The 17,896-nt window shown below is 42.1% G+C and carries 17 protein-coding genes and 1 tRNA gene; 7 read left to right on the top strand and 11 right to left on the bottom strand.

What is annotated here, in order from left to right; translation table 11 throughout:
- The first annotated feature begins 19 nt into the window (after positions 1-19).
- Positions 20-205: a hypothetical protein gene (locus RMY27_RS01780; RefSeq protein WP_322659924.1), complete on the top strand. Its 186-nt coding sequence runs from the start codon at positions 20-22 to the stop codon at positions 203-205.
- 206 nt (positions 206-411) lie between these two features.
- Here RMY27_RS01780 and RMY27_RS01775 read toward each other — a convergent pair.
- Both RMY27_RS01775 and RMY27_RS01770 read right to left on the bottom strand, forming a co-directional pair.
- A tRNA-Cys gene (locus RMY27_RS01775) sits at positions 412-482 on the bottom strand.
- A gap of 232 nt (positions 483-714) precedes the next feature.
- Complete coding sequence (locus tag RMY27_RS01770) at positions 715-1,305, bottom strand: chromophore lyase CpcT/CpeT (protein ID WP_322659922.1); 591 nt, start codon at positions 1,303-1,305, stop codon at positions 715-717.
- A gap of 367 nt (positions 1,306-1,672) precedes the next feature.
- On the opposite strand from RMY27_RS01770, the gene RMY27_RS01765 reads away from it, so the two are divergent.
- Entirely contained in the window at positions 1,673-2,899 is a 1,227-nt protein-coding gene (locus RMY27_RS01765; RefSeq protein ID WP_322659920.1) for a hypothetical protein, read from the top strand.
- Between the two features lie 140 nt (positions 2,900-3,039).
- Here the strand turns inward: RMY27_RS01765 and RMY27_RS01760 are convergent, their stop codons facing one another.
- From RMY27_RS01760 to RMY27_RS01745, 4 genes are all read right to left on the bottom strand, one after another.
- Positions 3,040-3,747, bottom strand: a complete 708-nt coding sequence (locus tag RMY27_RS01760) for a DevA family ABC transporter ATP-binding protein (protein WP_322660100.1) — start codon at positions 3,745-3,747, stop codon at positions 3,040-3,042.
- Positions 3,748-3,875: 128 nt separating this feature from the next.
- Positions 3,876-5,030 (bottom strand): ABC transporter permease DevC, encoded by a 1,155-nt coding sequence (gene devC / locus RMY27_RS01755; RefSeq protein ID WP_322659918.1) that lies wholly within the window; start codon positions 5,028-5,030, stop codon positions 3,876-3,878.
- Positions 5,031-5,198: 168 nt separating this feature from the next.
- Positions 5,199-6,623 (bottom strand): HlyD family efflux transporter periplasmic adaptor subunit, encoded by a 1,425-nt coding sequence (locus RMY27_RS01750; protein ID WP_322659916.1) that lies wholly within the window; start codon positions 6,621-6,623, stop codon positions 5,199-5,201.
- Positions 6,624-7,519: 896 nt separating this feature from the next.
- Complete coding sequence (locus RMY27_RS01745) at positions 7,520-8,257, bottom strand: phycocyanobilin:ferredoxin oxidoreductase (protein WP_322659914.1); 738 nt, start codon at positions 8,255-8,257, stop codon at positions 7,520-7,522.
- A 201-nt stretch (positions 8,258-8,458) separates the two neighbouring features.
- On the opposite strand from RMY27_RS01745, the gene RMY27_RS01740 reads away from it, so the two are divergent.
- Positions 8,459-8,689 (top strand): hypothetical protein, encoded by a 231-nt coding sequence (locus tag RMY27_RS01740; RefSeq protein WP_322659912.1) that lies wholly within the window; start codon positions 8,459-8,461, stop codon positions 8,687-8,689.
- Positions 8,690-8,783: 94 nt separating this feature from the next.
- Here RMY27_RS01740 and RMY27_RS01735 read toward each other — a convergent pair whose 3' ends face one another.
- From RMY27_RS01735 to RMY27_RS01715, 5 genes are all read right to left on the bottom strand, one after another.
- Entirely contained in the window at positions 8,784-9,380 is a 597-nt protein-coding gene (locus RMY27_RS01735) for a nucleoside triphosphate pyrophosphatase (RefSeq protein WP_322659910.1), read from the bottom strand.
- Between the two features lie 175 nt (positions 9,381-9,555).
- On the bottom strand, positions 9,556-10,101 hold the full coding sequence (gene psbP / locus RMY27_RS01730) for a photosystem II reaction center PsbP (protein ID WP_292857689.1): 546 nt from the start codon (positions 10,099-10,101) through the stop codon (positions 9,556-9,558).
- A gap of 422 nt (positions 10,102-10,523) precedes the next feature.
- Entirely contained in the window at positions 10,524-10,853 is a 330-nt protein-coding gene (locus RMY27_RS01725) for a ribulose bisphosphate carboxylase small subunit (RefSeq protein WP_322659907.1), read from the bottom strand.
- A 45-nt stretch (positions 10,854-10,898) separates the two neighbouring features.
- Positions 10,899-11,309: a RuBisCO chaperone RbcX gene (gene rcbX, locus RMY27_RS01720; protein ID WP_322659905.1), complete on the bottom strand. Its 411-nt coding sequence runs from the start codon at positions 11,307-11,309 to the stop codon at positions 10,899-10,901.
- 137 nt (positions 11,310-11,446) lie between these two features.
- Positions 11,447-12,877: a form I ribulose bisphosphate carboxylase large subunit gene (locus tag RMY27_RS01715; protein ID WP_100900845.1), complete on the bottom strand. Its 1,431-nt coding sequence runs from the start codon at positions 12,875-12,877 to the stop codon at positions 11,447-11,449.
- Positions 12,878-13,806: 929 nt separating this feature from the next.
- Between RMY27_RS01715 and RMY27_RS01710 the strand changes: the two genes are divergently transcribed.
- The 4 genes from RMY27_RS01710 to RMY27_RS01695 all read left to right on the top strand — a co-directional run bounded on the left by RMY27_RS01710 (position 13,807) and on the right by RMY27_RS01695 (position 17,857).
- Positions 13,807-14,913: a ligand-binding sensor domain-containing protein gene (locus tag RMY27_RS01710; RefSeq protein WP_322659903.1), complete on the top strand. Its 1,107-nt coding sequence runs from the start codon at positions 13,807-13,809 to the stop codon at positions 14,911-14,913.
- 117 nt (positions 14,914-15,030) lie between these two features.
- Positions 15,031-15,801: a 3-methyl-2-oxobutanoate hydroxymethyltransferase gene (panB, locus tag RMY27_RS01705; RefSeq protein WP_322659901.1), complete on the top strand. Its 771-nt coding sequence runs from the start codon at positions 15,031-15,033 to the stop codon at positions 15,799-15,801.
- 500 nt (positions 15,802-16,301) lie between these two features.
- Entirely contained in the window at positions 16,302-17,138 is an 837-nt protein-coding gene (dapB, locus tag RMY27_RS01700; RefSeq protein WP_322659900.1) for a 4-hydroxy-tetrahydrodipicolinate reductase, read from the top strand.
- Between the two features lie 32 nt (positions 17,139-17,170).
- Positions 17,171-17,857, top strand: a complete 687-nt coding sequence (locus tag RMY27_RS01695) for a phosphate ABC transporter permease (RefSeq protein WP_194041464.1) — start codon at positions 17,171-17,173, stop codon at positions 17,855-17,857.
- The last annotated feature ends 39 nt before the right edge of the window (positions 17,858-17,896 follow it).

The following is a 17,896-nucleotide window of genomic DNA, read 5'->3' as shown; positions in this document are numbered from 1 at the left end:
TTGTCATCGCTTTGGCAAGATGTCAAGAGAAGATTTTAAGCGGGCTGTGGATATCTCAGAGAAGAAAATTTTGCAACTGTCGGTGGCTTCTAATCTCTCCAGTAAGAAAATCTTGAAGACTTTGGATCAAGCAACAAGGGGTTATATTGGTCTGCTGGATATGATTCTACAACCGAATCATTCTGGAAAAATGAATGACGATTAGCTTATCTCCGAACTGATAGAACAAGTGGAGGAATTGTTGGATTCATCATGCCAAAATCTAGCGATTTTTGTGACTACTTTCGACATGATACGGCTAAAAATGGCGAGGCAGTAAGCAGTTGATAGGCAGATCAAAATTACCCCAGTTTTACCCCAAAAAACAAGAGACAGGCTATGTTCCTGTCTCTGTAATTTATATTTCTTTAAAGGCGGCACCCGGATTTGAACCGGGGGTGAAGGTTTTGCAGACCTCTGCCTTACCACTTGGCTATGCCGCCACAGCAACATTCTCTGAACTACTTTAATGTTGCTAAGGTATCTTAGTAGCCAGAGGGCGCTAGTTAAATCATGATAGCATAGGATTCTGAGGTAGAGATAGTAGGTTAACTGGATGTTTTTGGTAGTCTTTGGGCGATCGCTAAAAAGTGGCGATTACAAGTTGACCACACCACAGACCACTCTTAGCAGATTAAAGAGAGTTTTAGGTTGTAACTTCTTACTCCTTACTTGTTACACCTTTACTTCATCAGCAAAATTACTCCAACGCACAAAGTGAAATGGGCCAGCGATAGAACCCCAGAGACGTTCATCGGTGTCTAAATCCCTTCCCCTGTCAAGGCTGAAAAATTCTTTAGCATCAATCTCAAATTCGTTATCCAGATAAGTATTTTTGCCGTCACGAACCACTATGCAGCCTTTACCAGGTTCAACTCTGCCTTTGAAGCTCTTACCTGTCCACTCTACAATCATGTTGCAGCCTGACATTTTTTCCAATTGATCAACAGACAACTCTTTGAGGCGTTCGGGTTCACGAGATGCACCGTAAAATTTTTCTTCTTCTTTAACGGTGTAGTGTTCAATAGCAATATGGTTTTCTGCCGGAATCAGCTTCATTACCCGCATTCGGTAGGGTTGATTGAGCAAAAAATCATAAGCTTGTTCGAGAAACAAACTTACCCCTGAGAACAACTCTAAGGGAAGGGGACGGATACACACGCGGATATGAGCATAAAAAGGTGGATTTTCAAAAGCTTGTTCTTGATTGCTAAAGTCAGCTGCCATCCAGCGGGCTAAGGTGGCGATATCAGTAGAATGAGTCATTACAAAACTATCAACTAGTTGCTTAATATTATCTAGGATTATTTTGACACTCCCCTGACTCAAAAATCTTAGCTGCGATCGCAATTTTTAAATTATATCTAGGATAGATCCTGTGACTGAAGAAAATTAGGCTGCTTTACTATAAGTTAAACTGCTGACATCTTGTACATAATAACTAGAACTCATTAAGCATTTATTTATACAAAATCCGCACAATTTCTTTTATCTGTATGCTGAAGCCACATAGCTCTCACGTAGGCTTTTCTTGTAAAGCTGGAGAAAAGCTGGAGAATAGTTAGTCAATAATAGGCATGGGGATAATTGCTAATTATCTCGTGTAACTCACTCAAGGCAAAGTAAAGTACCCATGCTCAGGCACTTAATTGCGATCGCTACTGCCACTATACTCTTTAGCAATTCCTTAACACTGGCACAGACTAAACCGCCGAAACCACCTGATCAATTTCCTCCTAGCCCTCTAGAGATTACCACACCCGATCCACTGTCACCACGTTCGCCCAAGGATAAACAACCCTTAACTCTCCAAGAACGACAAAAGTTAGAACCAGCATTGGATGCGTTAAATCAAGAAGCGGCTGCGAAACTACAAGCAGGTGAACAGGTTGCGGCGTTTGAAATTTGGAACCGAGAACTGCGTTTGCGGCGCTTTCTAGGTTCATTAGCAGAGGTGCAAGCATTATCACGAGTTGGGGCGATCGCTTGGAAGCTAAACGACGGACAAGAAGTACAATATATAACGGAACGATTGCAAGCAATTCAAAAGCAAGCGCAATCTCAGAAAAAAACTGCCCCAATCGATCTAGAATTGTGGCGATCGCTAGGTGAAGCTTACAAAAATGTGCGATCGTCTAAACTGGCTATAGAAGCTTACGACCAAGTTTTGCTAGTAGTGCGACAACAACAAGATCGAGCAGCGCTATTAGAAACCCTCAAAACAATTGGAGAACTGCATTTGAGTTGGTTTGATTATCGCAAAGCTGCACCAATTTACGAGGAATTGTTGAGTTTAGCTACATCTGTTGGCGATCGTGTAAACGAGGTAACATATCTGCAACAACTGGCTTACATTTACGAGCAGACAAGCCAACCACAGCAGTCATTGAATGTACTTAACAAACTAGCAGAAATTTATGTCAATGAAAATAAGCTTACGGAAATACCAGAATTAAAGATAGCGATCGCTTCAGATTACGAATCTCTAGCTAAGAAAGATCCTAATTTACTGCTAGAAGCTTTTAATAATTATCAAGAAGCTTATACTACTGCTTGGCAATTAAAGCAGTATGTTCGGGCTGGTGATGCTTTGCAGAAGTTAATTGCGCTGTATCGTTCCCAAGGACAAACAGAAGAGGCTTTGCAGGCTAGCGAAATTCTGGTGCAGATACAGGCGCAAGCTGCCAACTTTTACGGAATGATGCAAGCTTATGACCAAATTGGGCAATTGTATCTAGAACGCAGAGAATTTCCTCAAGCATTAACAGCTTTTCAACAAGGGTTAAAACTGGCGCAACAACTCAAACATGAAGAAGCATACTTTACTGGACAAATTAAAAAACTGTCGAAAGCAAATTAATTGAAATTTCTGCGATCGCTTAATAGTCATTGGTCATTGGTCACTTGTACTGAGCGCAGCCGAAGTAGCATAGTCCTTGGCGCAGCCTCTCCAAGAGTTGTATTGGTCATTCACAAAGGACAAATGACAAATGACTAAAATCACGACTGAATAACTGTATTGGGGGAATTACGGGTTAAAAGACCATCTTCCATTTCGACAATGCGATCGGCTATGTCTAAAATGCGGTTGTCGTGTGTCACCAATAAGATAGTAGTACCCTGATTTTTGGCTAGACTCTGCATTATTTCCACAACATCGCGTCCTGATTGTTTGTCTAATGCTGCTGTTGGTTCGTCTGCTAGCACCAACGGGGGACGATTCACCAAGGCGCGAGCGATCGCAATTCTTTGCTTTTGTCCACCAGAAAGATTGTCTGGGTAGTAATCAACTCGTTCTTCTAGACCAACAGACCCCAGCATAGCTTTTGATTTAGCCACTGCTTCTGTTTGAGAAATATTATCGTTCAATTCTACCGCCATTTGCACATTTTGCTTGGCTGTCAAGAACCCTAGCAAATTGTGAGCTTGAAAAATATAACCAATGTTGCGCCGCATCTGCACTAATTTGTTTTGACTGACGCCAATAAGTTCTTCACCTAAAAATTTTAAACTTCCTTCTTGTACAGACCGCAAACCGCCAATTAGGCTCAGTAAGGTTGTTTTACCTGAACCTGATGGCCCGGTCATAATCACAATTTCACCTGGATAAATGTCTAGATTGATATCAAATAATATCTGTTTTCTCAGTGCGCCTTTGCCATAGAAGTGATTAAGATTTTTAATGGCGATTACAGGTTCTTTTTCCATCATATTTTTGTTAGTTATAAATTAGTAGTTTCAAAATTTAACTGTAGTGGCTTTCAGAGACTAAATTTGCTTATTTTTTATCATAAGCTAAACTTATTTTTCCTATCTTTTAATTAATACAATATTAATTAAAAGATATCTGCTGGATCGGCAGAGCGTAATTTTCTAACTGCGATCGCACCAGAAATAATGCACATCAGCATAGTCAAAATCAATACCATTGCCGCTCGTTCAAAACTCATAAACACTGGTAATAGTGTTGCATTTCTGGCGCTGTCATACATAAATAAGGCAAAAACTATTCCAGGAAAATAGCCTAAAACTGCTAATAATAAAGCTTCTTGAAGAATGACTGTCAATAAATAGTTTTGTGTGTAACCTATGGCTTTGAGGGTAGCGTACTCGGCTAAGTGATCTGCAACTTCTGTATAAAGAATTTGATAAACAATCACAGTACCCACAATGAAACCCATAACAGTCCCTAATGTGAAAATAAAGCCAATAGCTGTACTATTTGCCCAGTAACTCCGCTCAAAATCAATAAATTCTTGTTTAGTTAAAACATTTACTTCATTAGGTAAATACTTTCGTAATTGTTGGGCAACAACATTAGCATCTACTCCCGGATTTAATCTAATTAACCCAATATCAATTAACCCTTTTTGACGATTGCTAAATATTCGCAGAAAGTTGATATCACTCGTAATTAAATTACCATCTGCACCAAATGATGCACCTAATGTAAAGAGTCCTTCTACTTTAATTCGCCGCCTTCTTACTTCTGCCGTTACAGGCTTTCCTTGGTCATAATTAGCAGCGATCGGGCCATACTCTACTCTAGAAGAACGGTCAAATAGAACTACATCAGGTAGTTTAAGTTTATCTAAATTTTCCTGAACTCCAGGTAAGTTGACTAGGTTAGTTTCTGGGTTCATTCCAAAGATTAGGATACTCCGAGGACGGCCTGTTACAGGATTTTTCCAGATTGTAAAGTCCAAATATATTGGATGTACTGATTGAACTGCGGGCAATTCTAAAGCTTTATATAACCGTCGTTGAGAAAAGCTTCTCATCGCCAATATAGCGTTAGATTGACTATTAATTAAAACAATATCGCCTTGCAAGCTGTTATGGAACCGAACGTTACTATAATACAGAGCATCCCGAAAGCCGAGTTGCATAAACATTAAAATATCGGCAAAAGCAATTCCTGCTAAAGCCACAGCTAGACGAGTTTTTTCCCTTGTCAGTTGTAGCCACGACAGAGGTATTTTTTGATTCATTTTCTAGGCGTCTCAACAAGTGTAGCGATTTTAAATTTTCAACCCATTATGGTGACACCCGTACCGGATTGATAGAATGTTTAAAATTGATTAAACAGACTATTAAACAAGATTTTTAATCCAAAATATCAAATTATGGATTAGGATTACTGCTCACCGACAACTTAATTAATTATTAATATCGACAATAACTTTGGCGTAAGTTAAACCAGAAACTTTCTGGCTATCTTCTGGAGAGAGAGCAATTTTAACTTCTACAACTCTGGCATCCACATCTGCTGCTGGATCTGTATTCAGCACATCTTTTTTACCAATTTTTCTGCCAATTTCAGTGACAGTTCCCTTTAATTCTCCGCCAAATGCGCCGTTATCACTGGTGATAATAGCGTTTTGGCCAAGACGGACTTTAGCAATGCTGTCTTCGGCGACTTCAGCAATTACAAACATTTGGTTAGTTTGTCCAATTTCAGCAATGCCATTTGCGCCGATCGCTTCACCCGATTTGGTATAAACCTTTAAAATTTCTCCAGCGATTGGTGCTTGAACGTAGCTTAATCTTAGTTCTGCTTCGGCTTTTCTGACATTTGCGATCGCATTACTAACTTGGGCTTGTGCTACTTGTACATCGGTAGGACTAACATCTAAAATTCTGCTTAGTTTGGCTTTTTCTTCATCAATTTGTCTTTGCAAAGTTGCGACAGTTTTATCGCGGTTAACTTTAGCTTCGATTAACTGCTGTTGCAAAGTTGCTAAATTTTGTATTTGGTTGGCTCTAGCCTCAGCAAGTTGCTGTCGCAAGGTTGCCAATGTCTGTTTTAGGGTAGCTTGGCTTTCAGCCACCTGCTGATTAGCAGTTATTGCACTTAAGCGTCTTCTATCTCGCTCTTGCTGAGAAATAGCACCTTCTTTGTATAAATAATCATACCGTCCGGCATCGACTTGAGCATTGCGCTGTTCGGCTTGAATACGCACAACCGTTGCTCTTAGAGCATCTCTTTGCCCACTAAGTTCAGCTTCTAAGCGATTCACGGTTGCTTGTTGGACAAGTTTATCACCACTTAACTGAGCTGCAATCCGCGCGATCGTTGCTTGCCCTGCATTCCTTTCCCCAATTAACTGCGCTTGTAGGCGAGCAATAACTGCTCTTTGAGCTTGAATATCTCTGGGAGAGCCAGCCCTGACTTGCGCTAAATTCGCACGGGCTTCTTGGACTTTCGCTTTTGCCTCTTGTAGTCCGGCTATTTGGGTATCGCGGTTGTCCAAAATTGCCACAATTTGACCTTGCTTTACCTGTTCACCCTCTTTCACCAAAAGTTGCTGAATTCTTGACGATGGCGCTAATCCTGATGATGGGGCGGACAATTTAACAACTTCGCCTCGCGGTTCCAAACGCCCTACAGCACTAATGCTATTGGTAGATGGCATTACGGGTGCGGATGTAGCTAGTTTTTTTAACTGCTCGATTTTGGCCGTACCTAGTATCCCAGCGGCGATTACTACTGGCACGGCTACAGCGATACCCCACCAAATCTTAGGTTGTTCATGATTTAGTGTCTGTTCACTTGGCTTCGGCTTTTCAGTCACCCTTGACATAGTATGTTGCCCATTTACCTGAATTGTGCTGATGGAAGTAAAAATAAAAAGGTTTTTAATCAACAGCCAGCTGTTAGGACAAACAACAGTGGTTTCAAGCTGGGTATGGCTTAAAAATCCATTGTGTGATGAACGTTCAACACTATGGCTTTACAAAATGGTGTTTTCTATAGCCGCTTATTATGTATGCAATACACTTTTACCTCTCTCCAAACCTCTCTCCTTTTAGGAGAGAGGCTTTGAATCTTACTCCCCTTCCCTTATAGGGAAGGGGCTGGGGGTTAGGTCTGTATTGCACTCAACTGATAACCGCTATATTGAGACATCAGTGCAATGGGAGTTAGCAGAATTCACAAGCAGTATGAATCTAGATATAGAGACGCGATATATCGCATCTCTATAAAAAATTCTCAATTGGTATGATGCGGTACTTTACTGCTACATTTACGACAGCGAGAGTTAATTTCAAAATTGAAAAGAAACATCAAAAATAGACTGTTGCCTTTGTTAGACACAATCTTGTTACAAAAGTTAGTCTTCCTTAAGTCAATCAACGATTAACTAACTAAAAAATATCTGTTCACCCTGAACGAAGTCGTTGGCGTGGTCACTGAGCGTAGTCGAAGTGCAGCCTCTCGTAGAGAAGGGTCAATTTGAACATTCCTAACATCAGAGTTTCCTTAACTTTCTGGTCAATGAGTTAGCTGTCTCTAGTTGTTTGCACCTACCAAGACAACAAACCATTTTGTGATATTCGCTTCAAAGACCTTGCTATTCTCCCTGTTGCTGTTTTAGAACTCCATAAAACTCTCGTTGAATGAATTCTACATTTATCCGTTTGCTGAAAACGTAGCAGAGCCTACAGATGGGGGAGATGAGGGTGATAGAAGAGATGATTAAGTTGGCAGATCGAATAAAACTGTGGTCATGTAATTTTCTGCCCAAGCTGGGCCAAAGGCTTTTTCTAGGACGCGGCGGGTTTTATCGTTTTGCTGCTGTTTGGTGCAGTAGTTGTGTTGTCCGGCGAGATTTTGGCTGACTTGTTCAACTGAAACAGGATGCGAGGCGATCGCTTGGATGCAATGAATATCTAAAAATTCTCGCACCCGCGAGAGAAACATTGTTTCTTCTTCTGGGGAACTGGGGCGCACAAAGATACAAAAATCTGAAAAAATATTTCCCCATTCTGGTAATTCACGGGGTTGGGAAAAGTTAAGCACTGTTAGCTGTGTCAGTGCAGAAGTATAAGATTCTGGTAAGGTTCGCTCTACGTGAATTGGAGAAAGGTCTGCGATCGCAGCACTAATTTGACCTCTACCCCCAACTAAATCACAACCAAACATCGGCAGGTTGTATTCTGGGCGGGGAAACATGACACAGTGCAAAATATCCAGCATATTGCCGATTTTTGCCAGTTCCAAGTGCATTTTCCGAAACTGGGGCGTTTGATAGCAACGGTTTTCAATCGTCAGTTTTTCGCCTTCTAATCTACCTTCCACATACCCCAACTCATTAGGCAAGTGATAGGGGGATAAATCCAGGTGCTGATGCCAAGCTGCCTCAATACAATCAGCTAGCTGACGAATTAGGGGATGTTGTTGCTCGCGCAGCGAGGGCATAGAAGTAAATGACATATTCTAGTTAGGAATGCGATCTAGTGGCCAGTCTACAACTTGTCGTGCCATACCTGTTGTGGTCTGCAATATAAGCAAACACTTACACCCAGCCAACGTAAATTTATAAGACAGATACTTTTCACAAGGATTCTTTTTTTTGTAGTCTAGGTTACAGAAATAATTTTAGATTAGTCCATTTGTGAAGGCTAATAGAAAGCTATGAAACTAGATTCTTATAAACCGGATTTTGCTGTACAAGCAAGAAGGCACAAAAATCTGGAAGGCTTACAGAGGTTCAAAGCTTCTACTTGGGTAAAGCTTTTGCAACTTCCCAACCCCTTTAGTTTTGACGAAGCACTTTTATTGTGTCCGGTTTCGGCAGATGAGTGGCTAGCCTGGATTCCAGATCATGGAGAGGCAATACTCAATATCAGGGAATTTAGTTATTAGTCATTTGTCATTTGTCACTTGTACTGAGCGTTCGCGTAGCGTCTCGTAGAGAAGCCGAAGTATTTGTCATTGGTTAATAACTTTAGACAAGGGACTATTGCTGCCAGAAATCAGTGACATCGTATCCCAATTCACTTAACATCTGGCGCAGCAGGGGTAAACTGAGTCCAATTACATTGGTGTGACAACCTTCAATTTTTTCTACGAAGAAACTTCCAAAACCCTCAATGGCAAAGGCCCCAGCACACTTGAGTGGTTCACCAGTGGCAACATAAGCTTTAATTGCTTTTTCACTCATTTGAGCAAAGTAAACTCTTGTGACTTGTGACTTGACTAAAGTACGGTTTTGGTCATGGTCAATTAAGGCGTGACCTGTGTACAAGTCGCCAAAGTTACCTTGCATTATCTGCCAACGTGCGATCGCTTCAGAGAAGTCTGCTGGTTTGCCGTAAATTTCACCATTGATGGACAAAACTGAATCACAACCCATAATCAAAGCTGATTCAAACTGTGGGGCTACAGTTTCCGCTTTATACTGGGCAAGAGTTTTGACCAATTCTCCTGGTTCACTTAGTTCAATTTGCGATTCGTCAAAGTCACTAGGTTGAACTATCGGTTCAATACCAACAGTTTGCAATAAGCGGCGTCGGGCTGGAGAAGCTGAAGCAAGTACAAAAGGTGGAATTTTCATGATCTGACCAACTTGGTAATTGCGGATGGGGTACTGGGCACTTGTACTGAGCGAAGCCGAAGTATTGGGCACTTGTACTGAGCGAAGTCGAAGTATGGCTTATTTCCCTTGTTCCCCTTTTCCCGCAGTCTTTTTTTAATTTTTAATTTTTAATTGATGTCTCCCTACTCCCCAATTAATAAACAGAAAAAGAATTAACAACCTCATCTATCATTCGTTTAACTTTCTGCCAGCGTTTTTCAGGAATTGAGGCGTTGAAGGTAAAAAGTTTACCACGGCTAACAGCGACACTGGCAATGTTGTGCCGTTGCTGTTGATTGGGGAGTTTAACCTCATACTCTAAAAGGTAGTATGTTTTACCATCTACTTCTCGCTGTGCGGCATTGACTAATTCAGCCGAACGACCAGAATCAGGAGGCGCGAGAGCCGCTTTTCCTAATTTGTATCCTACTTCTGTTGGGGTTCCCAATTCTGACAAAGTTTTGCCTTCAGGAACTGGGCTAATCACAACTGAAACATTTTCAGACACCTCAATCAAATCGTGGAAAACCACATCTGGCCCATCGGCAACTTTAACTGGCAGCCAGCCGTTAGGATATAAAAACTGATAGCCATCACTACTATCTACAAAGCTTTTGAGTCCAGCCGCAGCCGCAACATCCGAATTACTCAGACTAAAGCTCAACACCAATAGCAAAATTAATACAATTCGTTTCCACATTTCTACAGATTCCTTTGGGCTGGAGATAATACAAGGCTTGCATCATTTCTCGTCTTTATTCTCCCACCAAGCGGGACGCTTCGGATAATGCATTAAATGGTGAAGTATAAATGCTTATGTTCCCCAATGCCTAATTTTGAGGAATTCAGTAATCAGAATCAAGACGCTTCTCTACAAGAGACTGCGCCAACGCCAACGCTATCAGCGGAAATTCAGGCTCGCAACTGAATTGTTGCACTACCAAATTGAAATTTGCTGGGGGTCTTAAACCCAATTATTCAGACCGCGACGTTATCTATAAATGTAGAGAATTCCCAACTGAATTCTGTTCGATAAAAAAAGAGGCAGATAATTCTACCTCTCCTATACAGGGACAAACAAATGACTTGAACTATCCCATGATTAATTACAACTGACTAGACTTAGTATCTGTTGGGTTTGTGAACAAGAAAGCTGAGAACTTGACACTGCTTGATGTTGTCAAAACCCACAACACGAATATAGCTGCCGTTAAATTGAGAACGGCATCCTTGAACTTCGCTCAATACTTCCTGAGTGGATTTAGCACCAAACAAAGGCAACTTCCACATTGTCCAATATAATTCTGTTGGCTCAGAAGTTTCGTTAAACTCAATCGCAGGAATGTAACCTTGATTCAAGATGTACTGAACTTGTTTAGCAATTTGAGCATCAGACAGAGGGGGAAGATAAGAAAGGGTTTCGTAACGACGCTCTTTTGGTAAAGTTTGCATAGCTTTTGATAATGGGTTGCGATTTTTACTAGTAGATTGACCGAACTAATTGGATAAGTTATCCAAATTCTGATCTGAAGTTGTTTGCTGTTCTGGTTGCAGACTGGGGTTAGATGTGTCTACTACTTGTGTGATGCGTTCTAAATGCTGGCGACGTTGCTCCATGTTGGCTTGCTGAATGCCAGTACGCACCATTTCCGGTAAAAATTCTGCAATTTCTTCCGCAATATGTTCTCTGACAGTCATGATTCGCAAAGCCAAATCTGGTTTTTCCCGCAACAATTGCTCAATTAATGACTCACCATTTTGAATTTTGCCAGACGAAAAGTTACGCAGCCAAAGTTCTAATGGCGGATTTGTTTCGCCTAGCTGTGCCAATACTGTCCTTAGAGCCTGATAAGTCAGATAGCTTTGGAGAGTTTTGGCTGTGTCCTTCGCAATTTGCTTAAGATTCATGCTTGACCCCAGCCGTGAAGAGTTATGAGTTATGAGTTACGAGTTATGAATTAATGCAAAGCAAATCCTAACTCTTGTACAGACGCCATTAATCGCGTCTCTACTTCTAACTCTTAACTCTTAACTGTTAACCCAGATCAGACGGTATCCATTGCTTCAAACTCGAACTTGATTTCTTTCCACAGTTCGCAAGCAACAGCCAGTTCAGGAGACCACTTGGCAGCTTCGCGGATGATATCGTTACCTTCACGAGCCAAGTTGCGGCCTTCGTTACGAGCTTGAACAACGGCTTCCAAGGCGACGCGGTTAGCGGTTGCACCAGGAGCGTTACCCCAAGGGTGTCCCAGAGTACCACCACCGAATTGTAGTACGGAGTCATCACCAAAGATTTCTACCAGTGCGGGCATGTGCCATACGTGGATACCACCAGAAGCAACTGCCATTACACCAGGTAGAGAAGCCCAGTCTTGGGTAAAGTAGATACCACGAGACTTGTCTTGCTCAATGTAGTTTTCACGCAACAGGTCAACGAAGCCCATTGTGATGCCGCGCTCACCTTCCAACTTACCAACTACTGTACCAGTGTGGATGTGGTCGCCACCAGACAAACGTAGGGCTTTAGCCAATACACGGAAGTGGATACCGTGGTTCTTTTGACGGTCAATTACAGCGTGCATCGCACGGTGAATGTGCAGCAAGATACCATTATCGCGGCACCAACGAGCCAATGTGGTGTTGGCGGTGAAACCTGCGGTGAGGTAGTCATGCATGATGATGGGCATTTTGAGTTCTTTAGCGTACTCAGCCCGCTTCAGCATTTCTTCGCAGGTAGGAGCGGTAACGTTTAGGTAGTGACCTTTAATTTCACCGGTTTCTGCTTGAGATTTGTTGATAGCTTCAGCTACGAACAAGAAGCGATCGCGCCATCTTTGGAATGGTGCGGAGTTGATGTTTTCGTCGTCTTTGGTGAAGTCCAAACCACCGCGTAAGCACTCGTATACAGCGCGTCCGTAGTTCTTAGCAGAAAGACCCAATTTGGGCTTAATGGTACAACCCAACAAAGGACGACCGTATTTGTTTAATTTGTCACGCTCAACTTGGATACCGTGAGGAGGCCCTTGGAAGGTCTTGATGTAAGCTACTGGGAAACGGATGTCTTCTAGACGTAGTGCCCGTAAAGCTTTGAAACCAAATACGTTACCAACAATTGAGGTCAATACGTTGGTTACAGAACCTTCTTCAAACAAGTCCAAAGGATAGGCAACGTAACAAATGTACTGGTTGTCTTCGCCGGGAACTGGTTCGATGTCATAGCAACGACCTTTGTAGCGATCGAGGTCGGTGAGCAAATCTGTCCACACAGTTGTCCAAGTACCTGTGGAGGATTCAGCCGCAACAGCCGCACCTGCTTCTTCGGGAGGAACACCGGGCTGAGGTGTCATACGGAACGCAGCTAGAAGATCGGTATCTTTTGGTGTGTAATCCGGTGTGTAATAAGTTAGTCTGTAATCTTTAACCCCGGCTTGATACCCAGATTTGCTCTGAGTCTTCGTTTGAGCGTAAGACATAATTTTATCCTTCCCTGAAATCACTCTTTTTAATTATCAAATCACGTTTTGTGCAACTTCCCCTCACCCCGCTCTTGCCCCCCTTGAGCGAGGGGAAGATCAGAAAAATTTTATGTTAGGAGTTGCCTTTGGCAAAGGTTAGCAGTTTTTTTGCGGCTGACACAATGGATAGCGGTGGTAGCCCTCCTCACCAGTGTTTCCCCTTCTAGGGGTACACCACCTAGCGCTTCTACTGTTTCCTCTTGCTAAAAATCAAAATTCTTTTTTACTTCTTCTTCGCACCCAACTAAACCTTCTCAATTTCACCAAAACTTCCGCGCTTTGCGGCTTGATTTAGATAATTCCCCCATAAATTAGGGTATTCAGGGGATTGGCCTTGCTGGCACACATTCCCGCCTTTACACTCCTTATATCTTTCCCTTTGATGGAAAAGATACCAGAAAAGAATTTACTTGACAGAGATTTAGCAGAGTGGTGAGCAAAAGATAAAAGAATTGCACACCACGTAATTTGTAACTTGTTTCACAATATATCAAGAATTCGATAAGTTATTCTTTGAAAGTTTTTAACTTATCTATTTAATTTTGTTATTACATAAAGATTTAAACTTTTTGTTACAAAAGGTTTACAAAATGTCATTAAGAACTGTAAAGGACTTAAAAGATTAGGGAGATGGAGAAATCCCCAGTTCCCACCAATACACTGAGTTTCGAGCGCGCGGTAATCGAGCGACTTGTATTGAGTTTCGACTACGCGGTAATCGAGCGAAGTCGAGATTCAACTACCGCGGTGTCGAAGTAAGTCGAGATTCAACTACCGCTTGTGGTTGGCATAGCCTCTCCAAGAGTTGTGTCCCCAATCCACAATGTTTAAAAAATCCCAGCAAGGGGAACACTGAAATTAACCCAAAGGCAGTTTAGGTAAATGCTATGGGTACTGTCTCCAAAGGAAATGTCACCGTGGTATTGTTTTACAAGCGTACTAGTTTATTAATTACTTCTATCTTGCTGGGGTTGATAGCTTTGCCAAATATGGGATGGGCGCAAAAAACCCCTGACATTAATTCATCTGATCTAACCCCCGCTTACCCATCTTCCGCACCGCCACCGCGAGTAGAATCTTTGCCTGATGAGCGGGGAGTTGAAGAAAATTCACCGAAAACTGATTATCGTGTTGGTAATTTATTGGGAGATGTTACAGGTAATCTTTGGGTAGGTTCTTGGCGGGGACTATCACGGATCGATCCTAAAACCGGGAAGATTATTTCTCGTGTTAGCTTACCAAATGTTGCCATTGGGGCTTTAGCCCAAGACAAAGTAGGACGTTTGTGGGTAGGAAGTTATGAGGGACTAGTTCGAGTTGACCCCCGTACTAACGAAATTACCGCACAAAATTTATTTTTGCCTTCTAAACGCGTGTTGTCACTGTTACTTGACAAACGAGGTTATTTATGGACTGGAACCGATAGCGGTTTAGCTCTCATTAGTCCCGACCAAGGCTTGATTATGACAACATTAAAAAATCTGCCTGGTGTCAGTGCTAATGCCTTGACTTTAGATGCTGAAGGTCAATTGTGGGTTGGTACTCTGGATGGATTGGTGCGGGTAAATACTGCTAGTGCTGCGATTATAAAGCGAATAGCCGATTTACCAGGGACAACTGTACAAGCTTTAGCTATTAGTCCAGAAGGGTTAATTTGGGCAGGAATGCCGAATAATTTGCTAGTTATTAACCCAAAAACTGGTGCAGTGTTACGGTCTGTAACTCGCCTGCGTGGGCGTGATGTAACGGCGATACGTTTTGCTAAAGATGGTAGTGTCTGGGTCGGGACTAATAATGGTTTGTTACGATTAGATCCAAATACAGGAGCCGTATTAGATGGAGAAGTTGCTGGACTTCCTTCTAGTCGGGTTATTACCCTTGCACCTGATATCGGCAATAAATTATGGATTGGCACTAGTGAAGGTCTAGCTTGGTTAATGCCCAAAACCGACAGTGCAAAACCCCATATTGCTTTCAGTCGCGCCGTTAAATGATTAGTTAAGAGTTATGAGTTAGGAGTTATAAGTTAAAAAATTTTTTAAATTCAAAACTCCTGATTCCTAACTTTTAACTTCTAACTCAGCACTCACTCACTACTCAGCATTCAAAAAATGGCAATCACTACCCAGCAATTAATTCAATGGAAGCAACAGGGACGTTCAATTGTCGCGTTGACCGCCTGGGATTATGCGATCGCTCAACTCCTCGACGCAGCTGGTGTAGACTTAATCCTCGTGGGTGATTCTATGGCAGTAGTTCTAGGGTATGAAACAACACTGCCAATTACTTTAGATGAAATTATCTATCATGCCAAATCTGTGCGCCGTGGGGTTAAACGGGCATTAGTAGTAGTAGATTTACCTTTTTTGACGTATCAAGAAAGTCTGCAACAAGCGATGCACTCAGCTGGGCGGGTACTAAAGGAAACGGGCGCTCAAGCGGTAAAATTGGAAGGTGGCTATCCAGCAATGGCCGAAACTGTGGCTCGTTTAGTAGAAGCTGGAATTCCGGTAATGGGTCATGTGGGTTTGACACCGCAATCAATACATCAACTGGGTTTGCGCCAACAAGGAAAAACGCAAGAAGCCAGTGAGAGGATTTTACAAGAAGCGATCGCTCTGGAACAAGCAGGTGTATTTTCTCTAGTGTTAGAGCATATACCCGCAGATTTAGCAATGCAGATTTCACAAAAATTAAGTATTCCCACAATTGGTATCGGTGCGGGAATTCACTGCGATGGACAAGTTTTAGTTACCTCAGATGTCCTGGGACTGGCCCAAAAGCATCCACCATTCGCCAAAGTTTACACAAATTTGCGCGAGACGATTACCAAAGCCGTGCAAGATTATGCCGTGGAAGTGCGAGAGCGAAAGTTTCCTTAGAAAAGTTAAAGAAATAAGGAAATAATCGAGAACATAAAAAACCCCGACTTGATAGCCGAGGTAAATGGGAGAAGTCCAAATGTCGATGGGATATTTCAAAACCGAAGTCTGTTTTTCTTAGTTAACACCCAATGCAACCAAAACTATGTAGGTAATAGACAAGGTGCAATTTTAACTATGCAGCTTACTTTAGGGCTTTACTAAGCTATGTAAATAAATATAACAATAATATTACAAATGGTCAACTAGACTTGACAAACAAAGGCTGATCTTTTTCATAAGAAATACTTATCAAAGCAGTACGATTGGCCAATAAAATGGGTTACTGGGTAAGATAGTGCAATGAAAACGAGAACCGATCTTTTGGGGAGTAGAAAAACTAAGCGATTAGCTGCACAATTCAGGGTAGGTGGAATTAAGCCAGAGATTTGAGAAGCTAGCTACTAGATCGCCAAAGTCTTTACAATTCCCTTGTTGACTCAAAAAGTATTTCTCGACCTATGACGAATCAAGCTCCTATCCCGGTTATTGTCAACGGTGCTGCTGGCAAAATGGGCCGTGAGGTGGTTAAGGCGGTGGCGCAAGCGCCTGACTTAAACTTAGTGGGTGCAATTGACTACAGTTTGGAACATCAAGATAAAGACGCTGGGGAGTTAGCGGGTTTAAGCGAACCTCTGGAAGTACCAATTACCAATCAATTAGAACCGATGTTGGGATATGTGGCTGGAGATAGACAGTCTCCTCCAGGGGTGATTGTAGACTTTACCCATCCCGATTCAGTTTATGACAATATTCGCAGTGCGATCGCTTACGGTATTCGTCCTGTAGTTGGCACCACTGGGTTAAGTCCAGAACAAATTCAAGACTTGGCAGACTTTGCCGACAAAGCTAGCACTGGTTGTCTAATTATTCCTAATTTTTCCATTGGCATGGTACTGTTGCAACAAGCCGCGATCGCCGCCTCAAAATATTTTGACCATGTAGAAATTATCGAACTGCATCACAACCAAAAAGCTGATGCTCCCAGTGGTACTGCTATTCAAACGGCGCAGTTACTAGGAGAGTTGGGTAAAACTTTTAACCCTGCTCTTGTAGAAGAAACGGAAAAATTAACAGGAGCAAGGGGGAGTATCGCAGATGAAGGGATTAGAATTCATAGCGTGCGCTTGCCGGGATTGATTGCCCACCAGGAAGTTATTTTTGGCGCAGCAGGACAAATATATACTTTACGACATGATACGAGCGATCGCGCTTGTTATATGCCAGGAGTGCTACTAGCGATTCGCAAAGTCTTAGCGCTAAAGTCGTTAGTATATGGATTAGAAAAGATACTTTAAACACACAATTGGGCATTCATTACTTAGCACTCATGTTAGTACCACTGACTCGCCAGAAATTTGAACAAGTTGTCCCCTTAATTGCTACTGGTTTGCAGTACAAATACTATTGGGGGAAGTTCTCAAATTTTTTGCAACGGCTGTTAATTTCTGTAGTTGCGGTAGTTGTTATTTTGCTTGTAACAGTTATTTTCAAGCTTGAGTTTGCTTCAATAGTATTTGTGCTAGGGGTAATTAGCGCTTTTTTTTGGCTGTGGTATCCAGTGTTTCAAGCAAGTATGCGGAATTTACAATGCCGCCGTTACAAGTACGGCGGCTTTTTCCGTGGTCGAGTCCTAGATTGGTGGATTACAGACCAGTTGATGGGTAAAACCGAAACAGTCAACAACAAAGGCGAATTGGTGATTATAGAAAACCGAGAAAAACAGATAAACTTAGAGGTGGGTGATGACACAGGATTTACCATTGAGTTTGTAGCACCATTACGTCCTGCTCACAAAGTTATTACTCGCGGCCAAATTGCAGAAATGGTAGTGATGTCAAATCGTCCAGATTTGAGCAGTATTGAAGAATTTAGCGATATATACTTTCCCAATCGTGACCTGTGGGTTAGCGATTATCCTTATCTGCGGCGGGATTTCTTTAACGAAGTCGGTCGCCGTTTGCGTGAAGACCAACAGCAAAAACCGCGTCGGCGGCGTCGTAGAGTAGAGGATTGAAGAGTTAATCCGTATCGGCTTCTCTTTCAAAAACCTCCA

It is taken from the genome of Nostoc sp. DedQUE09 (assembly GCF_034530915.1).
Taxonomy (GTDB): domain Bacteria; phylum Cyanobacteriota; class Cyanobacteriia; order Cyanobacteriales; family Nostocaceae; genus Nostoc.
Note: the sequence above shows the minus strand (reverse complement) of the source record. Positions and strands in the feature narration are given on the sequence as shown.